The organism is Delftia sp. WSY_16 (genome assembly GCF_043104415.1).
Taxonomy (GTDB): domain Bacteria; phylum Pseudomonadota; class Gammaproteobacteria; order Burkholderiales; family Burkholderiaceae_C; genus Comamonas; species Comamonas tsuruhatensis.
Genome location: NZ_JBICKS010000011.1, coordinates 105,773 through 126,883, shown reverse-complemented (window position 1 = coordinate 126,883; position 21,111 = coordinate 105,773). Strand labels below are relative to the sequence as shown.

The 21,111-nt window shown below is 68.7% G+C and carries 19 protein-coding genes; 16 read left to right on the top strand and 3 right to left on the bottom strand.

The features are described 5' to 3' along the window. From ACF8O7_RS06960 to cydX, 9 genes are all read left to right on the top strand, one after another. A partial coding sequence (locus ACF8O7_RS06960; protein WP_043792226.1) for an electron transfer flavoprotein subunit alpha/FixB family protein occupies nt 1–567 on the top strand: 567 nt, incomplete at its 5' end. 155 nt (nt 568–722) lie between these two features. Then, entirely contained in the window at nt 723–1,865 is a 1,143-nt protein-coding gene (locus ACF8O7_RS06955; protein WP_126311716.1) for an ABC transporter substrate-binding protein, read from the top strand. Between the two features lie 97 nt (nt 1,866–1,962). After that, nucleotides 1,963–3,753 (top strand): acyl-CoA dehydrogenase, encoded by a 1,791-nt coding sequence (locus ACF8O7_RS06950; RefSeq protein ID WP_026062604.1) that lies wholly within the window; start codon nt 1,963–1,965, stop codon nt 3,751–3,753. A gap of 60 nt (nt 3,754–3,813) precedes the next feature. Continuing rightward, nucleotides 3,814–4,773, top strand: a complete 960-nt coding sequence (locus ACF8O7_RS06945; protein ID WP_012204314.1) for a nitronate monooxygenase family protein — start codon at nt 3,814–3,816, stop codon at nt 4,771–4,773. Nucleotides 4,774–5,065: 292 nt separating this feature from the next. Continuing rightward, a complete protein-coding gene (gene cydD / locus ACF8O7_RS06940; protein ID WP_126311799.1) occupies nt 5,066–6,706 on the top strand; it encodes a thiol reductant ABC exporter subunit CydD in 1,641 nt (546 codons plus the stop codon). Beyond that, nucleotides 6,703–8,388, top strand: coding sequence for an amino acid ABC transporter ATP-binding/permease protein (locus tag ACF8O7_RS06935; protein ID WP_392442852.1), 1,686 nt, complete (start codon nt 6,703–6,705; stop codon nt 8,386–8,388). The genes cydD and ACF8O7_RS06935 overlap by 4 nt, the downstream gene beginning before the upstream one ends. A 42-nt stretch (nt 8,389–8,430) precedes the next feature. Further along, nucleotides 8,431–10,017: a cytochrome ubiquinol oxidase subunit I gene (locus tag ACF8O7_RS06930; RefSeq protein ID WP_392442849.1), complete on the top strand. Its 1,587-nt coding sequence runs from the start codon at nt 8,431–8,433 to the stop codon at nt 10,015–10,017. Nucleotides 10,018–10,035: 18 nt separating this feature from the next. Further along, nucleotides 10,036–11,187, top strand: coding sequence for a cytochrome d ubiquinol oxidase subunit II (cydB, locus tag ACF8O7_RS06925; RefSeq protein ID WP_016450182.1), 1,152 nt, complete (start codon nt 10,036–10,038; stop codon nt 11,185–11,187). 49 nt (nt 11,188–11,236) lie between these two features. After that, the gene (cydX, locus tag ACF8O7_RS06920; RefSeq protein WP_012204319.1) at nt 11,237–11,362 is read left to right on the top strand and encodes a cytochrome bd-I oxidase subunit CydX; all 126 of its coding nucleotides are present in this window, start codon (nt 11,237–11,239) and stop codon (nt 11,360–11,362) included. Between the two features lie 198 nt (nt 11,363–11,560). Here the strand turns inward: cydX and ACF8O7_RS06915 are convergent, their stop codons facing one another. Further along, nucleotides 11,561–12,157 (bottom strand): GbsR/MarR family transcriptional regulator, encoded by a 597-nt coding sequence (locus ACF8O7_RS06915; RefSeq protein ID WP_026062606.1) that lies wholly within the window; start codon nt 12,155–12,157, stop codon nt 11,561–11,563. A gap of 167 nt (nt 12,158–12,324) precedes the next feature. Between ACF8O7_RS06915 and ACF8O7_RS06910 the strand changes: the two genes are divergently transcribed. Beyond that, a complete protein-coding gene (locus ACF8O7_RS06910) occupies nt 12,325–13,482 on the top strand; it encodes an acyltransferase family protein (RefSeq protein WP_392442845.1) in 1,158 nt (385 codons plus the stop codon). A gap of 73 nt (nt 13,483–13,555) precedes the next feature. Here the strand turns inward: ACF8O7_RS06910 and rnk are convergent, their stop codons facing one another. Further along, on the bottom strand, nt 13,556–13,960 hold the full coding sequence (rnk, locus tag ACF8O7_RS06905; RefSeq protein WP_026062607.1) for a nucleoside diphosphate kinase regulator: 405 nt from the start codon (nt 13,958–13,960) through the stop codon (nt 13,556–13,558). Between the two features lie 294 nt (nt 13,961–14,254). Here rnk and ACF8O7_RS06900 point away from each other — a divergent pair, with 294 nt between their 5' ends. Further along, a complete protein-coding gene (locus ACF8O7_RS06900) occupies nt 14,255–15,397 on the top strand; it encodes a PA0069 family radical SAM protein (protein ID WP_392442842.1) in 1,143 nt (380 codons plus the stop codon). Nucleotides 15,398–15,413: 16 nt separating this feature from the next. Here ACF8O7_RS06900 and ACF8O7_RS06895 read toward each other — a convergent pair whose 3' ends face one another. Then, complete coding sequence (locus ACF8O7_RS06895) at nt 15,414–16,265, bottom strand: LysR substrate-binding domain-containing protein (protein WP_013803446.1); 852 nt, start codon at nt 16,263–16,265, stop codon at nt 15,414–15,416. A gap of 181 nt (nt 16,266–16,446) precedes the next feature. Here ACF8O7_RS06895 and phnD point away from each other — a divergent pair, with 181 nt between their 5' ends. From phnD to phnX, 5 genes are read left to right on the top strand one after another with little or no spacing between them, the layout of a single operon-like run. After that, the gene (phnD, locus tag ACF8O7_RS06890; RefSeq protein ID WP_047325747.1) at nt 16,447–17,334 is read left to right on the top strand and encodes a phosphonate ABC transporter substrate-binding protein; all 888 of its coding nucleotides are present in this window, start codon (nt 16,447–16,449) and stop codon (nt 17,332–17,334) included. Further along, nucleotides 17,331–18,209: a phosphonate ABC transporter ATP-binding protein gene (gene phnC / locus ACF8O7_RS06885; RefSeq protein WP_034391485.1), complete on the top strand. Its 879-nt coding sequence runs from the start codon at nt 17,331–17,333 to the stop codon at nt 18,207–18,209. Before phnD ends, phnC begins: the two co-directional genes overlap by 4 nt. Then, the gene (gene phnE, locus ACF8O7_RS06880) at nt 18,209–19,054 is read left to right on the top strand and encodes a phosphonate ABC transporter, permease protein PhnE (RefSeq protein ID WP_126311711.1); all 846 of its coding nucleotides are present in this window, start codon (nt 18,209–18,211) and stop codon (nt 19,052–19,054) included. Before phnC ends, phnE begins: the two co-directional genes overlap by 1 nt. 47 nt (nt 19,055–19,101) lie before the next feature. Beyond that, complete coding sequence (gene psrA, locus ACF8O7_RS06875) at nt 19,102–20,190, top strand: iron-containing alcohol dehydrogenase PsrA (RefSeq protein WP_046240397.1); 1,089 nt, start codon at nt 19,102–19,104, stop codon at nt 20,188–20,190. A gap of 54 nt (nt 20,191–20,244) precedes the next feature. Then, a complete protein-coding gene (gene phnX, locus ACF8O7_RS06870) occupies nt 20,245–21,087 on the top strand; it encodes a phosphonoacetaldehyde hydrolase (protein WP_126311710.1) in 843 nt (280 codons plus the stop codon). Nucleotides 21,088–21,111 lie beyond the last annotated feature (24 nt).

Sequence of the window (21,111 nt, the reverse complement as noted above, 5' to 3'; positions counted from 1 at the left end):
TTCGAGCGCCCCATCTACGCGGGCAACGCCATTGCCACGGTGCAAAGCAGCGACAAGATCAAGGTCATCACCGTGCGCGGCACGGGCTTTGACGCAGCGGCCACCACGGGCGGCAGCGCCCAGGTGGAGCAGCTGGCGGCCGCTGGCGACAGCGGCAAGAGCAGCTTCGTGGGCCGTGAAGTGACCAAGAGCGACCGCCCCGAGCTGACGGCCGCCAAGATCATCGTCTCCGGCGGCCGCGCGCTGGGCAGCAGCGAGAAGTTCCAGGAAGTCATCACGCCCCTGGCCGACAAGCTGGGCGCGGCCATCGGCGCTTCGCGCGCTGCGGTGGATGCGGGCTATGCGCCCAACGACCTGCAGGTCGGCCAGACCGGCAAGATCGTCGCTCCGCAGCTGTACATCGCCCTGGGCATCTCGGGCGCCATCCAGCACTTGGCCGGCATGAAGGACTCCAAGGTGATCGTGGCGATCAACAAGGATCCCGAGGCACCGATCTTCTCGGTGGCCGACTACGGCCTGGAGGCCGACCTGTTCCAGGCCGTGCCCGAGCTGGTGCAGGCGCTGTAAGCGACCAAAGCTGAAAAATGAGGGGCACAAGGCCCCTCTTTTTCCGTCACGGATGCCGGGATGGCCCGCTGGTCATGGTTCGCGGCAACGACTACAACAACGGCTTTGGCCGCCAGCGGGTGCTGGCAATGGCATGAACCGAGAGGGAGATTGAAATGAAGATGATGCGCTTGCGCCTGGCCCGCACGGCCGTGGCCTTTGTCTGTGGCGCCATGGCGCTGGCCGCCGAGGCCAATGCCTGGGTGGTGGGGCAGGTGGCACCCATGTCGGGAGCCGGTGCGACGCAGGGCCGTGCCTATGCCCAGGGCATGCGCCTGTACTTCGACCAGATCAACAAGGCCGGCGGCGTGCAGGGCCAGCCCGTGCAACTGGTCACGGTGGACGATGTGGGCCATCCCGATGAAACCGTGGACAAGACCCGCAAGCTGCTGGACGAGTCCAAGCCCGTGGTGCTGGCCGGCTACTTCGGCAACCGCAACATGGCTTCGCTGCTGGACAGCAAGCTGCTCGACCAATCCCAGATCTCCCTGGTCGGTTACCAGAGCACGGACACGCGTGTGCTGAGCCATCCCCAGATCTTCAGCACCCGCGCCAACCTGCCCGAGGAAATGGCCAAGATCGCCTCGCACCTGGCCACCGTGGGCATCACGCGCCTGGCCCTGCTGCATGACGAACGCCCGGATGCCAAGGCCGTGGCGGAACTCGTGGACAAGGCGATTGCGCCTTCCAAGGCCAAGCTGGTGGTCAGCGCCTCGCTGAGCACGGGCAAGGGCGCCATGGACAAGGCCGTGTCCCAGTTGCAAAAGGCCCAGCCTTCGGCGCAGGCCGTGATGGTGGTGGCCTCCAGCCCCGTGACCTCGGCCTTCGTCGAGGCGTACCGCATGGCGGGCGGCACGGCCCAGATCTACGCCACGTCCGAAGCCGATATCGAGCAACTGGCCAAGCGCCTGCCCGTGGAGTTCATGAGCGGCCTGTCCATTGCCCAGGTCGTGCCCAGTCCCTACAAGGTGACCATGCGCCTGAACAAGGAGTTCAGGGACGCGGCCACCGCTGCCGGCAAGTCGCTGACCGTGCCGGTCAGCTACGCCATGATGGAAGGCTATGTGAACGCCCGCGTCATCGTGGAGGCCATGCGCCGCACCCAGCCGCTGACGCGCGACAAGCTGGCCGCTTCGCTGCGCGGCCTGGACGCCTTCGATCTGGGCGGCTACTGGGTTACCTATCGTCCGGGCTCGCAGGCGGGCTCGAAATTCGTGGATTTGTCCATCGTCAACGCATCGGGCCGCGTCACGCAATAACGCAGCAATGCAGTAGTGCCGTGGCGGCGCGCCCGCTGTCCCAGGTCGCCGCGCGCTGCGCGCCGGCGGTCCAGGCTCTGTTCAGGAAGGTTCAACAATGACTTACTCGGCTCCCCTCAAAGACATGCTGTTCGCCATGGAGCATCTGGCCCAGATCGACCAAGTGGCGCAGTTGCCCGGCTTCGAGGAGGCTGGCCTCGAGACCGCCCAGGCCGTGCTGGAGGAATGCGCCAAGCTGTGCGAAGGCGTGGTGGCGCCGCTGAACCTGCCGGGCGACGTGGCGCCTTCCAGCCTCAAGGACGGCGTGGTCACCACCACGGCGGGCTTCAAGCAGGCCTTTCGCCAGTACGCCGAAGGCGGCTGGCAGGGCCTGCAGCATCCGCAGGATTTTGGAGGCCAGGGCCTGCCCAAGACGATTGGCGCGGCCTGCGTGGAAATGCTCAACAGCGCCAACCTGAGCTTTGCGCTGTGCCCGCTGCTGACCGACGGCGCCATCGAGGCCCTGCTGACGGCCGGCAGCGATGAGCTCAAGGCCACCTATCTCGAGAAGCTGGTGACCGGCGAGTGGACCGGCACCATGAACCTGACCGAGCCCCAGGCCGGCTCCGACCTGGCCCTGGTGCGCACCAAGGCCGATCCGCAGCCCGATGGCAGCTACAAGGTCTTCGGCACCAAGATCTTCATCACCTATGGCGAGCACGACATGGCCGAGAACATCGTCCATCTGGTGCTGGCCCGCGTGGCCGGGGCGCCCGAGGGCGTCAAGGGCATCAGCCTGTTCGTGGTGCCCAAGTTCCTGGTCAACAAGGATGGCTCGCTGGGCGCGCGCAACGATGTGCACTGCGTGAGCATCGAGCATAAGATGGGCATCAAGGCCTCGCCCACGGCCGTGCTGCAGTACGGCGACAACGGGGGCGCCATCGGTTACCTGGTGGGCGAGGAAAACCGCGGCCTCGAATACATGTTCATCATGATGAACGCGGCCCGCTACGCCGTGGGCGTGCAGGGCATTGCCGTGGCCGAGCGCTCCTACCAGCATGCCGTGGCCTATGCCCGCGAGCGCGTGCAAAGCCGCCCCGTGGACGGCAGCGTGAAGGCCAGCGCCACCATCATCCACCACCCCGATGTGCGCCGCATGCTCATGACCATGCGCGCCTACACCGAGGGCTGCCGCGCCATGGCGGCCACGGCCGCCGCGGCCTACGACGCATCCCACCACCATGCCGATGCCCAGGTGCGCGAGGCCAATGCGGCCTTCTATGAATTCATGGTGCCCCTGGTCAAGGGCTACAGCACCGAGATGAGCCTGGAAGTCACCAGCCTGGGCGTGCAGGTGCACGGCGGCATGGGCTTCATCGAGGAGACGGGCGCCGCCCAGTACTACCGCGACGCCAAGATCCTGACCATCTACGAAGGCACGACCGCCATCCAGGCCAATGACCTGGTGGGCCGCAAGACGGCGCGCGATGGCGGCCAGACCGCGCTGGCCATTGCGGGCCAGATCGAGAAGACCGAGGCCGAGCTGGCCGCCAGCGGCACGCCCGAGGCACTGGCCGTGGCCCGCCAGCTGGCCGCCGCGCGCCAGGCCTTCGTGGAGGCGGTGCACTTCGTCTCGGGCCAGGCCAAGGCCGAGCCCAATGCCGTGTACGCCGGCAGCGTTCCCTACCTGATGCTGGCGGGCAACCTCGTCGCAGGCTGGCAGATGGGCCGCGCCCTGCTGGCGGCCGAGCAGCTGTTGCACAAGGGACAGGACGAGGCCTTCATGCGCGCGAAGATTGCGACGGCGCGCTTTTATGCCGAGCACATCCTCGTCAAGGCGGCGGGCCTGCGCGATGCCATCGTGCACGGCGCAGGCAGCGTGATGGCACTGCCCATGGACGCCTTCTGACCCGGCGCTCCCGCACGGCACAACGCAGACAGAGACACCGAGAACCAACGGAGACAACGCATGTCCAAGCTTCCCCCGGCGCTGAAGAAACTGGCCCTGCCAGTGATCGGCTCGCCGCTGTTCATCATCAGCAACCCCAAGCTCGTGATCGCCCAGTGCCAGGCCGGCATCGTGGGCTCCATGCCCGCGCTCAACGCGCGCCCGGCCGAGCAGCTCGAAGACTGGCTTGCCGAGATCACCGAGACCCTGGCAGCCTGGGACAAGGCCCATCCGGACCGGCCCTCGGCGCCGTTCGCCATCAACCAGATCGTGCACAAGAGCAATGACCGGCTCGAGCACGACATGCAGATGTGCGCCAAGTACAAGGTGCCCATCGTCATCACCAGCCTGGGTGCGCGCGAGGACGTGAACCAGGCCGTGCACAGCTGGGGCGGCGTGGTGCTGCACGACATCATCAACAACAAGTTCGCGCACAAGGCCATCGAAAAGGGGGCCGACGGCCTGATCGCCGTGGCGGCGGGCGCCGGCGGCCATGCGGGTGTCAAGAGCCCGTTCGCGCTGATCCAGGAGATCCGCGAATGGTTCGACGGCCCCGTGGCGCTGTCGGGCTCCATCGCCTCGGGCGGTGCCATCCTGGCGGCCCAGGCCATGGGTGCGGACTTCGCCTATATCGGCTCGGCCTTCATCGCCACGCATGAGGCGCGTGCGCACGACGCCTACAAGCAGGCCATCGTGGACGGCACGTCCGACGACATCGTCTACAGCAACCTGTTCACGGGCGTGCACGGCAACTACCTGGCGCCGTCCATCCGCGCGGCTGGCCTGGACCCCGACAACCTGCCCGAGTCGGACCCCAGCAAGATGAACTTCGGCGGCGACGCCAAGAAGGCCTGGAAGGACATCTGGGGCTGCGGCCAGGGCATTGGCGCCATTCGCGAAGTCACGGGTGCGGGCGAGCTGGTGGAGCGTCTCAAGCGTGAATACAACCAGGCGCGCGACCGCCTGCTGTCCACCCCGTAAGGTCGGCAGAGCCCAGGACGGGCTCTTCTCCTACTCTGCCAGACGGCGCCTTCGGGCGCCGTTTTCTTTGGGTATTACCCACGCTGTGCGGGTCCGGTCCTCGAAGTTGTTTGCGCAAAACCTCTTGCGCACGCTTGACTGCTTCACTCGGCTTCCCCCTACGAGCGACTTGCCTGGAGCAAGTTTGTTTAGAATTCTTTGCGTAATTTCAGTAAATACTGAAATTACAGAATAAATGAACAAACCTTGTACCCCGTCATTGCCTGAGTTCCACCAGCTGGCGCGTCGTCCGATGGCGGGTACGGGGCGCCTGGTGCTGGCCTCGCTGCTGTGGCTGCCCCAGGCGGCGCTGCTGGCGCTGGCCGTGCAGTCCATGGCCGATGGCGCAGGCGTGGAGCCGCTGTGGCCACTGTGGCAGCTTGCGGCCGGCGTGGCACTGCTGGGCGGGTTGCGCGCCTGGTGCGATGCCAGCGGCACGCGCCGCGCCAATCTGCAGGCGCGCAGCCTGGTGAGCGCGCTGCGCGCGCAGGTGCTGCGCACGCTGGCGGGCACCTCGCCGCTGGACCGCCAGCGCGCGGCCTCGGGCCAGGCGGCCAGCGCCATGGCCGAGCAGGCCGAGGCCATCGTGCCCTGGCTGTCGCGCTACCAGACCGCCATGTGGCGCGTGCGCACCGTGCCGCTGGTGATTGCGCTGGCCGTGGCCAGCCAGAGCTGGGTGGTGGCGCTGATCCTGGTGGTGGCCGCACCGCTGATCCCGCTGTTCATGGCCATCGTCGGCTGGCGCGCCAGGGCGGCCAGCCAGGCGCAGATGGTGGAGCTGGGCGGCATGAACGCCTTCCTGCTCGACCGCCTGCGCGGCCTGTCCACCCTGCGCGCCCTGGGCGCGGTGGATGCCACGGCGCAGCGGCTGCGCGCCAATGCCGAATCCCTGCGCGAACGCAGCATGCGCGTGCTGCGCATCGCCTTTCTGTCCTCCGCGGTGCTGGAGCTGTTCTCGGCCCTGGGCGTGGCCATGGTGGCCGTCTACGTGGGGTTTCACCTGCTGGGCCATCTGCCCTTTGGCAGCTGGGGCCAGACACTGAGCCTGGGCCAGGCGCTGTTCGTGCTGCTGCTGGCGCCCAGCTTCTTCGATCCCCTGCGTGAGCTGTCTGCCGTCTGGCACGACCGCGCCAGCGGCGAGGCTGCGCTGCAGGCCCTGGGCGAGCTGGGCCGCGATGCGCAGCCGCTGCCCGGCGCGCTGGCTGCGCCCGGCAGGGCGGCCGGCCAGGCCTGCGCCCTGCACCTGGAGCAGGTGCGGCCCCAGGCGCCAGGCGGCGCGGTCACGCTGCCGGCGCTCACGCTGGACGTGCGGCCTGGCGAGCATGTGGCGCTGTGGAGCCCCAGCGGAAGCGGAAAGTCGCTGCTGCTGGCGCAGATTGCCGGCCTGCTGCCGGTGGCCGAGCCTGGGCGCATCCATATCGATGGCCAGCTGCTCGACGGCGAATCGGCTGGCCGGCTGCGCGCGCGCATGGCCTGGATGGGGCAGAGCCCCCATGTGTTCGCCGGCTCGGTGGCCGAAAACCTCCGGCTGGGCCGCCCGGGATTCACCTTCGGCGAACTGCGCCAGGCCTTGCGGCTGGCCGGTCTGGGCAAGCTGGCCGAGGCCCGTGCCGGCGCCACGCTGGGCGAGGGCGGAGCTGGCCTGTCGGGCGGGGAGATCGTGCGCCTGGCCCTGGCGCGCCTGGCCCTGTCGCGCGATGCAGGCCTGCTGCTGGTCGATGAACCCACGGCCCACCTGGACCCGGCCACGGCCGCCCAGGTCACCGATGCCCTGCTGCAACTGGCGCGCGGGCGCACGCTGATCGTCGCCACCCACGATGCCGAGCTGGCCGCCGCCATGCACCGCGTGGTGGAGCTGGCGGGCCATGCCGCCCCGCAGGAGCTGGCCGCATGAAGCCCCGCTCCACCCTCCGGCCCGTGCTTGCCGCCCTGGCGCGCATGGCGCCCCGCCGCCTGTGGCTGGGCGGCGCGCTGCTGGCCCTGCTCACGGTGCTCATGGGCATGGCGCTGCTGGGCCTGTCGGGCTGGTTCATCACGGCCACGGCGCTGGCCGGGCTGGTGCCGGCCACGGCCATCGTCTTCGACGTCTTCATGCCCTCGGCCGGTATCCGCCTGCTGGCCCTGGGCCGCACGGGCACCCGCTATGCCGAACGGCTGGTCACCCATGACGCCACCCTGGCCGTGCTGGCCGCCCTGCGCGAGCGGCTGCTGCGCAGCTGGGCCACTCCCGCCGCCGCCCTGAGCCTGCGCCTGCGGCCCGCGCGCCTGCTGCAGCGGCTGACGGCCGACGTGGATGCGCTGGACAGCCTGTACCTGCGCCTGTTCGTCCCCTTGCTGGCCGCCACCGGTGCCACGCTGGTGGCCGCCCTGGCGCTGGGCCTGATGCGCTGGTGGCTGGGCCTGGCCTTGGCTGCGTGGCTGCTGGCCACGGGCCTGGGCAGCGCCCTGTGGCTGGCCCGCAGTGCGCGCCGGCCCGCCGTGCGCCGCGCGCTGGCGCTGGAGTCCCTGCGCGCCCGCACGGCCGACCTGGTGGCCGGGCAGGCGGAGCTGGCCATGGCCGGCACCCTGGCCGCGCATTGCGAACGCATTGCCGCCCTGGACGCCCGCGTGGCCGAGGCCGACGCCGCACTCCACGGCCTGGAGGCCCGAACCTCCTTCGTGCAGGGCCTGTGCGGCGCCCTGGCCCTGGCCGGTGTGCTGCTGGGCGTGGGCTGGCTGGCCGAGGCCGGCCTGCTGGGCGCCCCCGTGGCCGCGCTGGCCCTGTTGCTGGCGCTGACGGCCATGGAGCCCTTTGCGGCATTGCGCCGTGGCGCGCTGGAGGCCGGCCGCAGCTGGCTGGCCGCGCGCCGGCTGGCGCCCGCCCTGCGCGATGGCGCTGCGCAAGGCGCCTGCGAACCGGCTGTGCCCAGGCAGGGCTTGGCGGTTGAGCTGGAGCAGGTCGTGGCACCCCGTGCCGCCGTGCTGGTCCAGGACATCCGTATCGCCGAAGGCGAGCGTGTCGCCCTGCTGGGCGCCAGCGGCGCGGGCAAGACCACGCTGCTGTCCCTGATGGCCGGCGAGCTCCAGCCGCTGGCCGGCGCCGTGCGTGCCCGGCGCTGCACCTGGATGACGCAGCGCACCGAACTGTTCGAGGACAGCCTGCGCGACAACCTTTTGCTGGCCTGCCCCCAGGCCGCCGAGGACACGCTGTGGGCGGCGCTGGAAGTCGCCGGGCTGGCCGGCGATGTGCGCGCCATGGCGCAGGGCCTGGACACGCAGCTGGGCGAGGGCGGGCTGGGCCTGTCCGGCGGCCAGGCACGGCGCCTGGCGCTGGCGCGGCTGCTGCTGAGCCCCGCGCGCTGCTGGCTGCTGGACGAAGTGACCGAGGGCCTGGATGCACGCACGGCCGCCGACCTGCTGGTGCGGCTGGACAGTGCAGCCCGGGGCCGCACCCTGGTGCTGGCCACCCACAAGCTGCGGGAGGCGCAACTGGCCGACCGGCTGCTGTGGGTGGAGCAGGGCCGAGTGGTGTCCGAGGCGCTGCGCGGCACACCGCCGTTCGAGGCGGCCCTGGCGCGCCTGCGGCAGGACGGCTGATCAAGGATTTCACCAAGTACCCCCGAGAGAAAGGATCTCACCATGGACCTCGACATCGTCGATCTATCGCGGCTGCAGTTCGCGGTAACGGCGCTCTACCACTTCCTGTTCGTGCCGCTGACCATCGGCCTGGCCGTGATCATCGCCATCATGGAGACCGTCTTCGTGATGACGGGCCGCACCATCTGGCGCGACATGACGAAGTTCTGGGGCACTTTGTTCGGCATCAACTTCGCCATGGGCGTGGCCACGGGCATCGTGATGGAGTTCCAGTTCGGCATGAACTGGAGCTACTACAGCCACTACGTGGGCGACATCTTCGGCGCGCCGCTGGCCATCGAGGGGCTGATGGCCTTCTTCCTGGAGGCCACCTTCGTGGGCCTGTTCTTCTTCGGCTGGGACCGCCTGAGCAAGGTCGGCCACCTGGTGACCACCTGGTGCGTGGCCCTGGGCTCGAACTTCTCGGCGCTGTGGATCCTGATCGCCAACGGCTGGATGCAAAACCCCGTGGGCGCGGCGTTCAACCCGCAGACCATGCGCATGGAGGTCACCGACTTCTTCGCCGTGCTGACCAACCCCGTGGCCCAGGCCAAGTTCGTGCACACGGTCTCGGCAGGCTATGTGACGGCGGCCATCTTCGTGCTGGGCGTCTCGGCCTGGTATCTGCTCAAGGGCCGGCACGTCCAGCTGGCGCGCCGCTCCATGACGGTGGCCACCTCGTTCGGCCTGGCCGCCGCGCTGTCGGTGGTGGTGCTGGGCGATGAAAGCGGCTACCTGTCGTCGGAGCACCAGAAGATGAAGCTGGCCGCCATCGAGGCCATGTGGGACACCGAGCCCGCACCGGCCGCCTTCACGGCCTTCGGCTTTCCCGACAAGGCCGCACGGGAGACGCACTACGCCGTTCACATTCCCTGGGTCATGGGCCTGATCGGCACGCGCTCGCTGACCACCGAGATCCCCGGCATCAACGACCTGGTCCAGCGCACCGATCAGTACATCCGCAACGGCATCGAGGCCTATGGCGCGCTGGAGGCCATCCGCGCCGCCGGCCCCACGGGCCAGGTGCCGGCCGAGGCCAAGGCCGTCTTCGAGGACAAGGGCGGGCAACTGGGCTACGCGCTGCTGCTCAAGCGCTACGTGGACGACCCGCGCCAGGCCACGGACGCGCAGATCGCCCAGGCCGCCTGGGACACCGTGCCGGCCGTGGGGCCGCTGTTCTGGGCCTTCCGCATCATGGTGGGGCTGGGCATGTTCTTCATCGCGCTCACGGCGGCCTTCTTCTGGCTGTCGGTGCGGCGCAGGCTGGACGCCCATCCGTGGATGCTCAAGCTGGCCGTGATCGCCATTCCCCTGCCCTGGATCGCGGCCGAGTGCGGCTGGATCGTGGCCGAGGTGGGCCGCCAGCCCTGGATCATCGAAGGCGTGCTGCCCACGGCGCTGGCCGTCTCCAACCTGGGCGCAGGCACGCTGCTGCTGACGATTGCAGGCTTCATCGCCATCTACTCCGTGCTCTTCGTCATCGAGATGAAGCTCATGGTGAAGGCCATCCGCAAGGGACCGCAGGAGGAAAGCGCACCGCACCTGACCACCTACTTCCCGCTGATGCAAAAACTCGCCCGCGGGCAATGACCAAGGGAGATTGTCACCATGATTCTTCACGAACTGATCAGCTACGACGTCCTGCGCCTGCTGTGGTGGGGCCTGCTGGGCGTGCTGCTCATCGCCTTTGCCGTCACCGATGGCTTTGACCTGGGCGCTGCCGCGCTGCTGCCGCTGGCGGCCAGGACCGACGTGGAGCGCCGCGTCGTCATCAACTCTCTGGGCCCGGTCTGGGAAGGCAACCAGGTCTGGCTCATCCTGGGCGGCGGCGCCATCTTTGCGGCCTGGCCGCAGCTTTATGCCGTGTCGTTCTCGGGCTTTTACCTGGCCATGTTCGCGGCGCTGGTGGCGCTGATCCTGCGGCCCGTGGCCTTCAAGTTCCGCAGCAAGCGCGAGGAGCCGGCCTGGCGCGCGCGCTGGGATGCCGTGCTGTGCATGGCCGGCGTGGTGCCCGCGCTGATCTTCGGCGTGGCCCTGGGCAATGTGCTGCAGGGCGTGCCCTTCCGCCTGGCGCCCGACATGCGCATCTACTACGAGGGCACGTTCTTCGGCCTGCTCAACCCGTTTGCGCTGCTGGCCGGCCTGGTCTCGCTGTGCATGCTGCTCATGCATGGTGCGTCCTGGCTGGTGTTCAAGACCGAGGGCGATGTGGCCGCGCGCGCGCGCCGCCTCGGCATGGTGGCGGCCGTCGCCACCACGGTGCTGTTCGCGGCGGCCGGCGTGTGGCTGGCCGCGCTCAACGGCTACCGCATCACCAGCGAGGTCAACACCACCGGACCGTCCAACCCGCTGTTCAAGACGGCTGCGCTGCAGGCGGGCGCCTGGTTTGCCAACTACCAGGCCCGGCCCGTGCTCTGGGCCGTGCCGGCCATCGGCCTGCTGATGCCGCTGCTGGCGGCGCTGGGCCTGTGGCTGCGCCGCGAGTGGTTGGCCCTGCTGTCCAGCGGCCTGGGCATTGCCGGCATCATCGCCAGCGTGGGGGCGTCCATGTTCCCGTTCATCCTGCCCTCGTCGCTGAACCCGCAGCACAGCCTCACGGTCTGGGACTCTTCGTCCAGCCATGTGACGCTGTTCATCATGCTGGTGTGCGCGCTGATCTTCGTGCCCCTCATCGTGGCCTACACCAGCTGGGTCTACAGCGTGCTGCGCGGCAAGGTCGACCCGATGGCCATCATCGAGGGCCGCGGCCACTCGTACTGATCCACCGAATCAAGCAACGACATTCAACGTCAAGAAAGGACACAACACCATGTGGTACTTCGCCTGGTTGCTCGGCCTGCCGCTGGCGGCCGCCTTCGCGGTGCTCAACGCGATGTGGTACGAACTTATGGACGACGAGGCCACGCGCCGCGAACTCCTGGCCCGGGAGAAATAAAGCTCCCCCGAGGCGCTTCGCGCCTTCCCCCTCTCTCTTCGGGAGGGGGACGACACCCTCGCTGCGGGGGCGGCCCTTGCTCGGTGTCCCTCGCTTTGGGCTACGCCAGTTTTTGCACGCGCTTACCGCCAATGAAGCATTGCTGTAAACACAATGAGCTCCCTCGGGAGCTCATTTTTGTACGCAGGCTTGCCAGGTTCAATCGTCGGTGTCGTCCGCCTTGGCGCGGCCCTTGCCGCCCGTGATGCGGTCCTTCAGGTCCAGCAGCCGGGTCACGGCCGTGCCCATGCCCATGAGCTGCATGGCGGTCTCGGGCGACAGGCGCTGCACGTCGTCGAACCAGTTCATGAGCCGGTCGATCAGCTCGTACATGTCGCGCATGCGCTGCTGGGCGTAGCGCTCTTCTTCGGTGGTGACTTCCTCCAGCATGGCGGCGCGCAGCATGGACTGGGTGGGCTCGATCTCGCGGCGGCGGCGTTCCTCGGCCAGGCGGCGGAAGATTTCCCAGACATCCTGCGGCGCCTCGAAATACTCGCGCCGGTCGCCGGGCTGGTGGCGCAATTGCACCAGGCGCCAGGCCTGCAATTCCTTGAGCCCCATGCTCACGTTGGAGCGCGAGAACTCCAGCGTCTCGGCGATCTGGTCGGCATTGAGCGGCTCGGGCGAAAGAAACAGCAGAGCGTAGATCTGGCCTACCGTGCGGTTGATGCCCCAGCGGCTGCCCATCTCGCCGAAGTGCGAGACGAACTGCCGGTTCAACGCCGGAAGAGGTTTGGGTTGCGTCATGGCATGCATTGTGCCCTCGCGTGCCGGCATGTCCTGTGCGGCTTGGAAAGCGGTGCGTCAGCTTTCTGCAAGACGCGGTCAAAAGGCGCACAATGGCGCCTTTGCGGGCTTGCGGCCAGGCGGCCCGGCCCAGCGCCTCCCGCTTCCCGACCCGTTCGCAGATTGCAGATTGCCCCATGTCCCACGCTAGCCGCAGTGCGCTGATCGACTGCACCAAGGGCCTGGCCTGTGCCGCCATCGTCTGGCACCACCTGGCCTTCTACGGCCCCATGTCCGATATCGCCCATCCGGCCGCGCCGGACCTCATCGACTGGCTCTATGAATATGCGCGCATGGCCGTGCAGATCTTCCTGGTGCTGGGCGGCTACCTGGCGGCAGCCAGCATGGCGCCGCAAGGCCACGGCCAGCACTGCGATCCGTGGTCGCGCATCGGGCGCCGCTTCGTGCGCCTGGTCGTGCCCTATGCCGTGGCCCTGGTCGTGGCCATCGTCGTCTCGGCGGCCGTGCGGCCCTGGTTCGACCATGCCTCGGTGTCGGGCGAGCCCGATCTCTGGCAGCTGGTGGCGCATGCGCTGCTGCTGCAGAACATCGTGGGCGAGGAGTCGCTGTCCGCCGGCGTCTGGTACGTGTCCATCGACTTCCAGCTGTTTGCGCTGACGGCGCTGCTGCTGGCCGGCACGCGCTGGGGCGGCGCCTTGCTGCGCCGCCGCTTCGGTGGCCAGGCGCTGTCGCGCTGCTGGCCCTGGACGCTGAGCGTGGCGCAGGCGCTGGTGGTGATCGGCGTGGCGGCCTCGCTGCTGGGCTTCAATCTGGATGCGCAATGGGACGTCTGGGCGCCGTACTTCTTTGGCGCCTACGGCCTGGGCATGCTGGCCTACTGGGCCGCGCATGCGGACAAGTCCTCGACGGCCTGGAGCTGGTCCCTGCTGATCGTGGCCCTGGTCGTGGCGGCGCTGGCACTGGAGTGGCGCGACCGCATCGCACTGGCCGGTGCCACGGCGCTGGCCCTGGCCGCGGCCATGCGCAGCCCCGCGTTTGCCCAGGCACAAGGCTGGGCGCCGCTGCGCCGGCTGGGCAAGATTTCGTACTCGGTGTTTCTCGTGCACTTCTCGGTCTGCCTGCTGGTCAACGCCGTGGAAAGCCATTTCTGGCCGCAGTCCATTCCCGCCGCCCTGCTGGGCATGTGCACGGCCTTTGTGCTGTCGATTGCGGCCGGCCATCTGCTGTACGAGCGCGTGGAGCGCCACGTTCCCAGCTGGCACATGGCGTTGCGCTGGCAGGCGGGCCTGGTGGGCACCGGCCTGATCGCGGCATTTGTGGCGGGCCTGCGCTGAGGCGCGGTGCGTCAGTCCACAAACAACAAAGGCAGCCGGTGGGCTGCCTTTTTCGCTTCACGCCGGTCGGCGTTCAACGGTGCAGCTCGCCTGCGCTTTCCGGCTGGAACTCGATGGCATCCACGCGCACGGTGACCTGGCCCGAGGGGCCGGGCATGCGGGACTGGTCGCCCACGCTCAGGCCCAGCAGGGCAATGCCCACGGGCGCGAACACCGACACCTTGTCGGCGCTGCCATCCATCTCCTTGGGATAGACCAGGGTCAGCGTATTGGTCTTGCCCGACTCCAGCAGCGTGAAGCGCACCGTGGAATTCATGGTCACCACGTTGGGCGGCATTTCCTTGGGCTCGAGCACGTCGGCACGGTCCAGCTCGGCCTCGAGCGCCTCGCGGCCGGGAAAGGCGGGCTGCTTGTCCAGCAGGGCCTCGATGCGTTCCAGGTCCAGGGACGAAAGAATGATGTGGGGCTTGCGCTCCATGGTGTTGGCTCCCTTGTGTGCTTGCGCCGTGGCTGCAGTGAAGGGCAGCGGCGCCCAAACGGACAAAAGCCCGGGCAACGCGGTTGTCCGGGCCAAGGCATCTTCAGAAAAGAGAAAAGCACCAAGTTGGTGCGATAAGGCCATTGTGCAGGCCCGTGCGCGTTCTGCCAAGCGAACCCGCACGGTGCGGTGCGGATTGGCGCGGGCACTTGCCAAGCCGGCAAAACCCACTTCGCAACCGCAGGCATGCGGGGAGTGCTTGTTGGTATGGCTGTATTTTTATACAGTTGCTTCATGCTTTCCAGTCCTCCCACGCCTCATCACGACACGGCCCGGGTGCCCCTGCACCCCATCAAGGGCCGGGGCGCAGCCAGCCAACTGGCCCACCGCTTCACCACCGATCCGCGCGAGGCCTTTGACGACGGCTGGGGCAGTCTTGAGGCGCCGGCCGAAGGCGAAGAGGCCGCTGCGCTGCGCACCGAACTGCGCTGGGAGCAGGCCCGCTCGGCGCTGAGCCGCCACCAGTCGCCCGACCTGCCGTTTCACATGGGGCTCAATCCCTACCGGGGCTGCGAGCATGGCTGCATCTATTGCTATGCCCGGCCCACGCACAGCTACCTGGGCTGGTCGCCGGGGCTGGACTTCGAGACCCGGCTCATCGCCAAGCAGAACCTGCCAGAGCTGCTGCGCGCCGAGCTGTCGCGCGCCAGCCATGTGGCCGCGCCCGTGATGCTGGGCTCGGTCACCGACTGCTACCAGCCCGTGGAGCGCGAGCTGGGGCTGACGCGCCGCCTGATCGAAGTGCTGGCCGAGGCGCGTCACCCGTTTTCCATCGTCACCAAGGGCAGCGGGGTGGAGCGTGACCTGGACCTGCTGGCCCCGCTGGCGCGCCAGGGCCTGGCCTCGGTGCACATCACGCTGACCACGCTGGATGCCGACCTGGCCCGCCACCTGGAGCCGCGCGCCGCCGCGCCGTACCGCCGGCTGCGCAGCATCCGCGCGTTGACCGAGGCGGGCGTGCCCGTGGGCGTGAGCCTGGCACCGCAGATTCCCTTCATCAACGAAGACCTGGAGAAGGTGCTGGAGGCGGCCGCCGACGCAGGCGCGCGCCACGCCTTCTATGCCGTGCTGCGCCTGCCCTGGGAAGTGGCGCCGCTGTTCGAGCAATGGCTGCAGGTGCACTACCCCGACCGCGCCCGCCGCGTGATGGAGCGCGTGCGCGACCTGCACGGCATCCAGGGCGAGCAGCGCGAGGCCGGCCGCGTGTACAACGCCGAGTTCGGCCAGCGCATGAAAGGTACTGGCCACTGGGCCGAGCTGCTGCGCCAGCGCTTCGCCCTGGCCTGCCGTCGGTACGGATTCAACCGCGAGCCGCTGCGGCTCGATTGCAGCCTCTACCATCCGTCGCTGCTGCTGCCGCAGCGCAGTCTGTTCTGAGCGCGGACCGGCAGGCTCAAACCGCCTCCAGAAACGACCTCACCAGCAGGCTGTCGCTGCGCTCGCGCATGCAATAGACATAGGTGGTGGTGCTGGCCGGGTCGCCCGCGATGCGCAGCGGGCGAAAGCGCGGGTCGGGGATGAATTCGGCTTCGGACACGGCGCCCAGTCCCAGGCCGCGCGCCACGGCTTCGCGTATGGCTTCGCGGCTGCCGATCTCCAGCTCGGTGCGCGGCTGCACCCCGGCGGCCTGCAGCACCGATTCCAGCGCGGTGCGCGTGGTCGAGCCGTGCTCGCGCAGCAGCAAAGGCTGGCCCTGCAGTTCGGACAGCGCGATTTCGCTGCGCCGCGCGAAGGGATGGGCCACATGGGCGAACAGCACGATGGCGTGGCGCGCGTACTCGCGTGCCAGCAGCTCCGGGCGGTCGTAGAGGCCGGCGAGCACGGCCACGTCGGTGTCGTAGCGTTCCAGGTCGGCCAGCACCTGCTGCGAGTTGCCCATGCGGATGGACAGCTGCATGCCCGGGTGCCGTGCGCGGTAGGCGGCCACCATCTCGATCACATGGAAGGGCCCCACGGCGCCGATCTTGAGCTCGCCCTGGTGCAACTGCCCCGAGTCGCGCAGGAAGAATTCGGCCTCGGCCTCCAGCGCCATGATTTTCTGCGCCATGGGCAGCAGTCTGGCGCCTGCGCCCGTGAGCGTCATGCGGTAGCCGCGGCGGTGGAACAGCTCGATCTGGCTTTGGCGCTCCAGCGTGGCGATCTGGGTGGAGATGGTGGGCTGGCTCACGCCCAGTGCGCGGGCGGCGGCGCTGAGGCTGCCATGGTGGGCGACGGCGATGAAGGCGCGGTAGCGGGCGTTGCTCACGAAAGTCGGTATCTCAAGGTTTTGTCTATGGATGCTGTCAAAACCGATTCTGAAACTTTCACATGGCAGAAATATGTCGCTCCTAGCATTCAGCCATCCCCACCCGCTTGGCGATTTGACCGGCGATTCACGGATCCACCGATCCGCCGATGTGCCTGACCTGATGCAAAGGAACACTCCCATGAAGATGAACCGCAAGACCTGGCTGCGCCATGCCGGCGCCGTGCTGGCCCTGGCCGCCACCGCCTCCACCGCTACCACTGCCGCCTTTGCCCAGAGCGCCGAGCTGCGCGTGGGCCTGATCCCCTCGGAGGACGCGCAGGCCATGATCCGCGCCAGCCAGCAGGTCATGGACCAGTTGGCCACCCGCACCGGCATGAAGGTGCGGCCCTTCGTGGCCAATGACTACAACGGCGTGATCGAGGCGCTGCGCTCCAACAAGATCGACATCGCCTTCCTCGGCCCGTTCTCGTACGTGCTGGCCAGCCAGGTGGCAGGCGCCGAGGCCTTTGCCGTGGCCGTGACCAAGAAGACGGGCAAGAGCGCGTACCACAGCATGGTGATCTCCCGCAAGGACAAGGGCCCGGCCAGCGTGGCCGATCTCAAGGGCCGCAGCTTTGCCTTTGTGGACCCGACCTCGGCGTCGGGCCACCTGTTTCCCAAGGCCGGGTTGATGGCCGAGGGCTTCGATGCGGACAAGGGCTTTTCGCGCGTGATCTTCTCGGGCTCGCACGACGCCAGCATCATGGCTGTGGCCAACGGCAAGGTGGATGCGGCGGCCGTGGCCGACCGCATCTTCGACTCCGCCGTGAACAAGGGCCTGGTCAAGCGCGAGGACTTCCAGATCGTCTGGCGCTCCCAGCCCATCCCCGAGTCGCCCATGACCTGGCGCAAGAACCTGGACGCCGGCACCAAGCAGAAGGTGGCTGCGGCCCTGGCCGAGGTCAAGGACCTGCCCTGGGGCGACCAGGGCGTGCTCGACGGCTTCGCGGCCACGGATGACAAGGCCTACGACGTGGTACGCCAGACGGCCAAGGCCCTGAAGCTGGACCTCGGGAGCATGAAATGATCCGCATCCGCCAATTGCGCAAGAGCTATGGCAGCAACCATGTGCTGCATGGCATCGACCTGGATGTGCAGCCCGGCGAGTTCGTCGTCATGCTGGGCCTGTCGGGGGCCGGCAAGTCCACGCTGCTGCGCTGCATGAACGGCCTGGCCCGCGCCGACAGCGGCACGCTGGAGGTGGGCGGCATGGACCTGATGCTGGGCGGCGGCAGGCACAGCCGGCGCGAGCTGGCTCGCCACGTGGCCATGGTCTTCCAGCACCACAACCTGGTGCCGCGCCTGTCGGTGCGCAAGAACGTGCTGACCGGGCGCCTGGGCCAGACCGGCACCCTGGCCTCGGTGCTGCAGCTGTTCCGCGAAAGCGATATCCGCCTGGCCGACCAGTGCCTGGAGCGCGTGGGCCTGGCCCACAAGGCGCTGGAGCGCACCGAGGCGCTGTCGGGCGGGCAGATGCAGCGCGTGGGCATTGCCCGCGCGCTGGCCCAGCAGCCCCAGGTCATCCTGGCCGACGAGCCCGTGGCCAGCCTGGACCCCAAGACCGCGCGCAGCGTGCTGCAGTACCTGCGCGATGCCACGCGCGAACTGGGCATTGCCGTGGTCTGCAACCTGCACCAGGTGGACTACGCGCGGGAGTTCGGCGACCGTGTGCTGGGCCTGGCCCAGGGCCGCATGGTCTTTGACGGATCGCCGCAGGCGCTGGACGAGGCCGCGCTGCAGGCCATCTACCATGCGCAGCCCACTGCAGGGCAAGGCGCAGGGCAGGGCGCAGAGCCGGACACACCTCCGGGCACGGCGGCCATAGGGCCTGCCGGCCTGCATGCGCAGGCGCCGGTGCCTGCCTCGTGGATGCGGGCCAGCGCGCCCGCAGGAGGACTGTGATGACCAGCGCCAGTTCCTGGAGCCCCGAGCCGCGCGACCGCTGGCAATGGACCGCGCCGCGCCCCCATGGCGCCCTGGGCTGGACCGGCTATGCGGCTGCGGCCCTGGCCATCGCCTGGGTGCTGCACTGGAGCGCGGGCGGCGCGCAGATGAGCTGGGGCGAACTGGCGGCAGGCATGCCCCAGATCGGGGATTTCGTGGCGCGCTCCGTGCCGCCGGACTGGAGCATGCTGCCGCGCCTGATGGCGCCCGCGCTGGAGACGGTGCAGATCGCCATCTGGGGCACGATGCTGTCCGTGGTGCTTGCGCTGCCGCTGTCTTTCATCGCCGCCAGCAACCTGCATGGCTGGCACTGGCTGCGGCGCATCACGCGGCAGTTCCTGAACGTGGTGCGCAGCATCAACGAGCTGATCCTGGCGCTGGTCTTTGTCTCGGCCGTGGGCCTGGGGCCGTTTCCCGGCGTGCTGGCCCTGGCGCTGCATGGCATGGGCATGCTGGGCAAGTTCTTCGCCGAGAGCATCGAAGAGATCGACGACGGCCCGCTGCAGGCCCTGCGCAGCGCAGGCGCCACGCAATTGCAGCTCATCGTCTTCGGTGTGATACCGCAGGCCATCACGGCCTGGATCGCGGTCGTGCTCTACCGCTTCGAGGTCAACCTGCGCTCGGCCACGGTGCTGGGCATGGTGGGCGCGGGCGGGCTGGGGTTCGAGCTGGTCGGCAGCCTCAAGCTGTTCCGCTACCAGGAGACGGCCACCTGCATCGTGGTCATCACCGTGATGGTGATCGCCGCCGATCTCATCTCCCACTGGCTGCGCCGCCGCATCCAGCAGGGCACCCGCCATTGAGGGCTGCGCTTTTCCCGGCGCCCCCGTTTCATTCAAAGGACCGATTTGTGTGGACCTATCACAACCCCGTTGCCATCCATGCCGGCCCCGGCCGCCTGGACCGCCTGCCCGAGCTGCTGGCCGGGCGCGACTGCCTGCTGGTGACGTTTCCCGAGGCCGAATCCCTGGGCCTGGTGCAGCAGCTGCGCCAACGGCTGGGCAGCCAGCTGCGCGGCGTGGTGGACGGCATTGCGCCCAATCCCGATGTGCAGTGGCTGGCCCCGCTGTATGACCGCGTGCACCGCGAATACGCCGAGGTCCCGTGCATCGTGGCCCTGGGCGGCGGCAGCGCCATCGACTCGGCCAAGGCGCTGATGTGCGCCACGCCCACGCGGCGTTTCGGCGAGCTGCTGCAGGCCCTGGAGCAGGGGCTGGCCCTGCCGGCCGCAGGCCACAAGGCGCTGATCGCCATTCCCACCACGGCCGGCACGGGCAGCGAGGTCACGCCCTGGGCCACGATCTGGGACCAGGCCGCTGGCCGCAAGCACTCGCTGCACCAGCACTGGACCTGGCCCGAGGCCGCCATCATCGACGCGCAGCTCATGCAAAGCCTGCCGGCCGGCGCCACGCTGGCATCGGGGCTGGATGCGCTGTCGCATGCGCTGGAGTCCATCTGGAACCGGCACCGCAATCCCGTCTCCACCACCTTGGCCGTGGGCGCCGCGCGTCGCACCCTGGCCACGCTGCCCGCGCTGATGCAGGACCTGGGCAGCCTGCCGCTGCGAAGCCGCATGGCCGAGGCCGCCCTGATGGCCGGCCTGGCCTTCTCCAACACCCGCACGGCGCTGGCGCATTCGCTGTCCTACGACATCACGCTGCGCCATGGCGTGGCCCACGGCATTGCCTGCTCGTTCAGCCTGCCGCTGGTGCTGGAGATGGCCCTGGGCGCCGATGACGAGGCCGACGCGGCCCTGCTGTCCATCTTCGATGCCGCCACGGGCGAGCTGGCCGTGCAGCGCCTGCGCAACTTCCTCGAAGGCCTGGGCGTGGCCACCGATCCCGCCCACTACGGCGTGCCCGGGGATGAGTGGCAGCAGCTGCTGCAGTCGGCCGCATCCGGCCCGCGCGGGCGCAATTTCATCCGCACGCTGGAATGAACAGGCGCGTGCGGCCCTCTTCTGTTTGAACCTCTTTCCTAGTCAAAAAGCACCATGAACCACACCACCGTCTCCACCGCCGCCGATCTGTCGCCGCTGCAGGCCGTCATCTTCGACTGGGCCGGCACCCTGGTCGATTTCGGCTCGCTGGCACCCACGCAGATCTTTGTCGAGGCCTTTGCCAGCTTCGGCATCACCATCACCCTGGCCCAGGCACGTGGCCCCATGGGCCTGTCCAAGTGGCAGCACATCCATGAACTGCTGCAAGACGAGGGCATCCGCGCGCAATGGCACAAGGCCTTCGGCCAGCCGCCTGGCGACGCCGACGTGGATGCCATCTACGCCCGCTTCATGCCCATGCAGATCGCCAAGGTGGGCGAGTTCTCGGCACCCATCGAAGGCGCGCCTGAATTGCTGGGCTGGCTGCGCGCGCAGGGCCTGAAGGTGGGCTCGTGCTCGGGCTATCCGCGTGAAGTCCTGAACCAGCTGCTGCCCCAGGCAGCGGCCAACGGCCTGGCTCCCGACCATGTGGTGGCGGGCGATGAAATGGCCGCAGGCGGCCGCCCCGGCCCCTTCATGGCGCTGGCCAATGTGCTGGCGCTGGGCATCGGCGACGTGCGTGCCTGCGTGAAGGTGGACGACACCGTGCCCGGCATCGAGGAAGGCCGCAACGCCGGCATGTGGACCGTGGGCCTGACCCTGTCCGGCAACGAAGTCGGCTACTCCCCGGCCGAACTGGCCGCCGCCCCCGCCGAAGAAGTGCGCGAGCGCGTGGCCCGTGCCGAAGCCAAGCTGCGCGCAGCCGGCGCCCACCACGTGATCGCCAGCGTGAAGGAGCTGCCGCAGGTACTGGAGCGTATTGCGCAGGACATGCGCGCTGGCCATAGGCCAGGTTGAGGCAAGCTGCCCTGCACCTGTTGG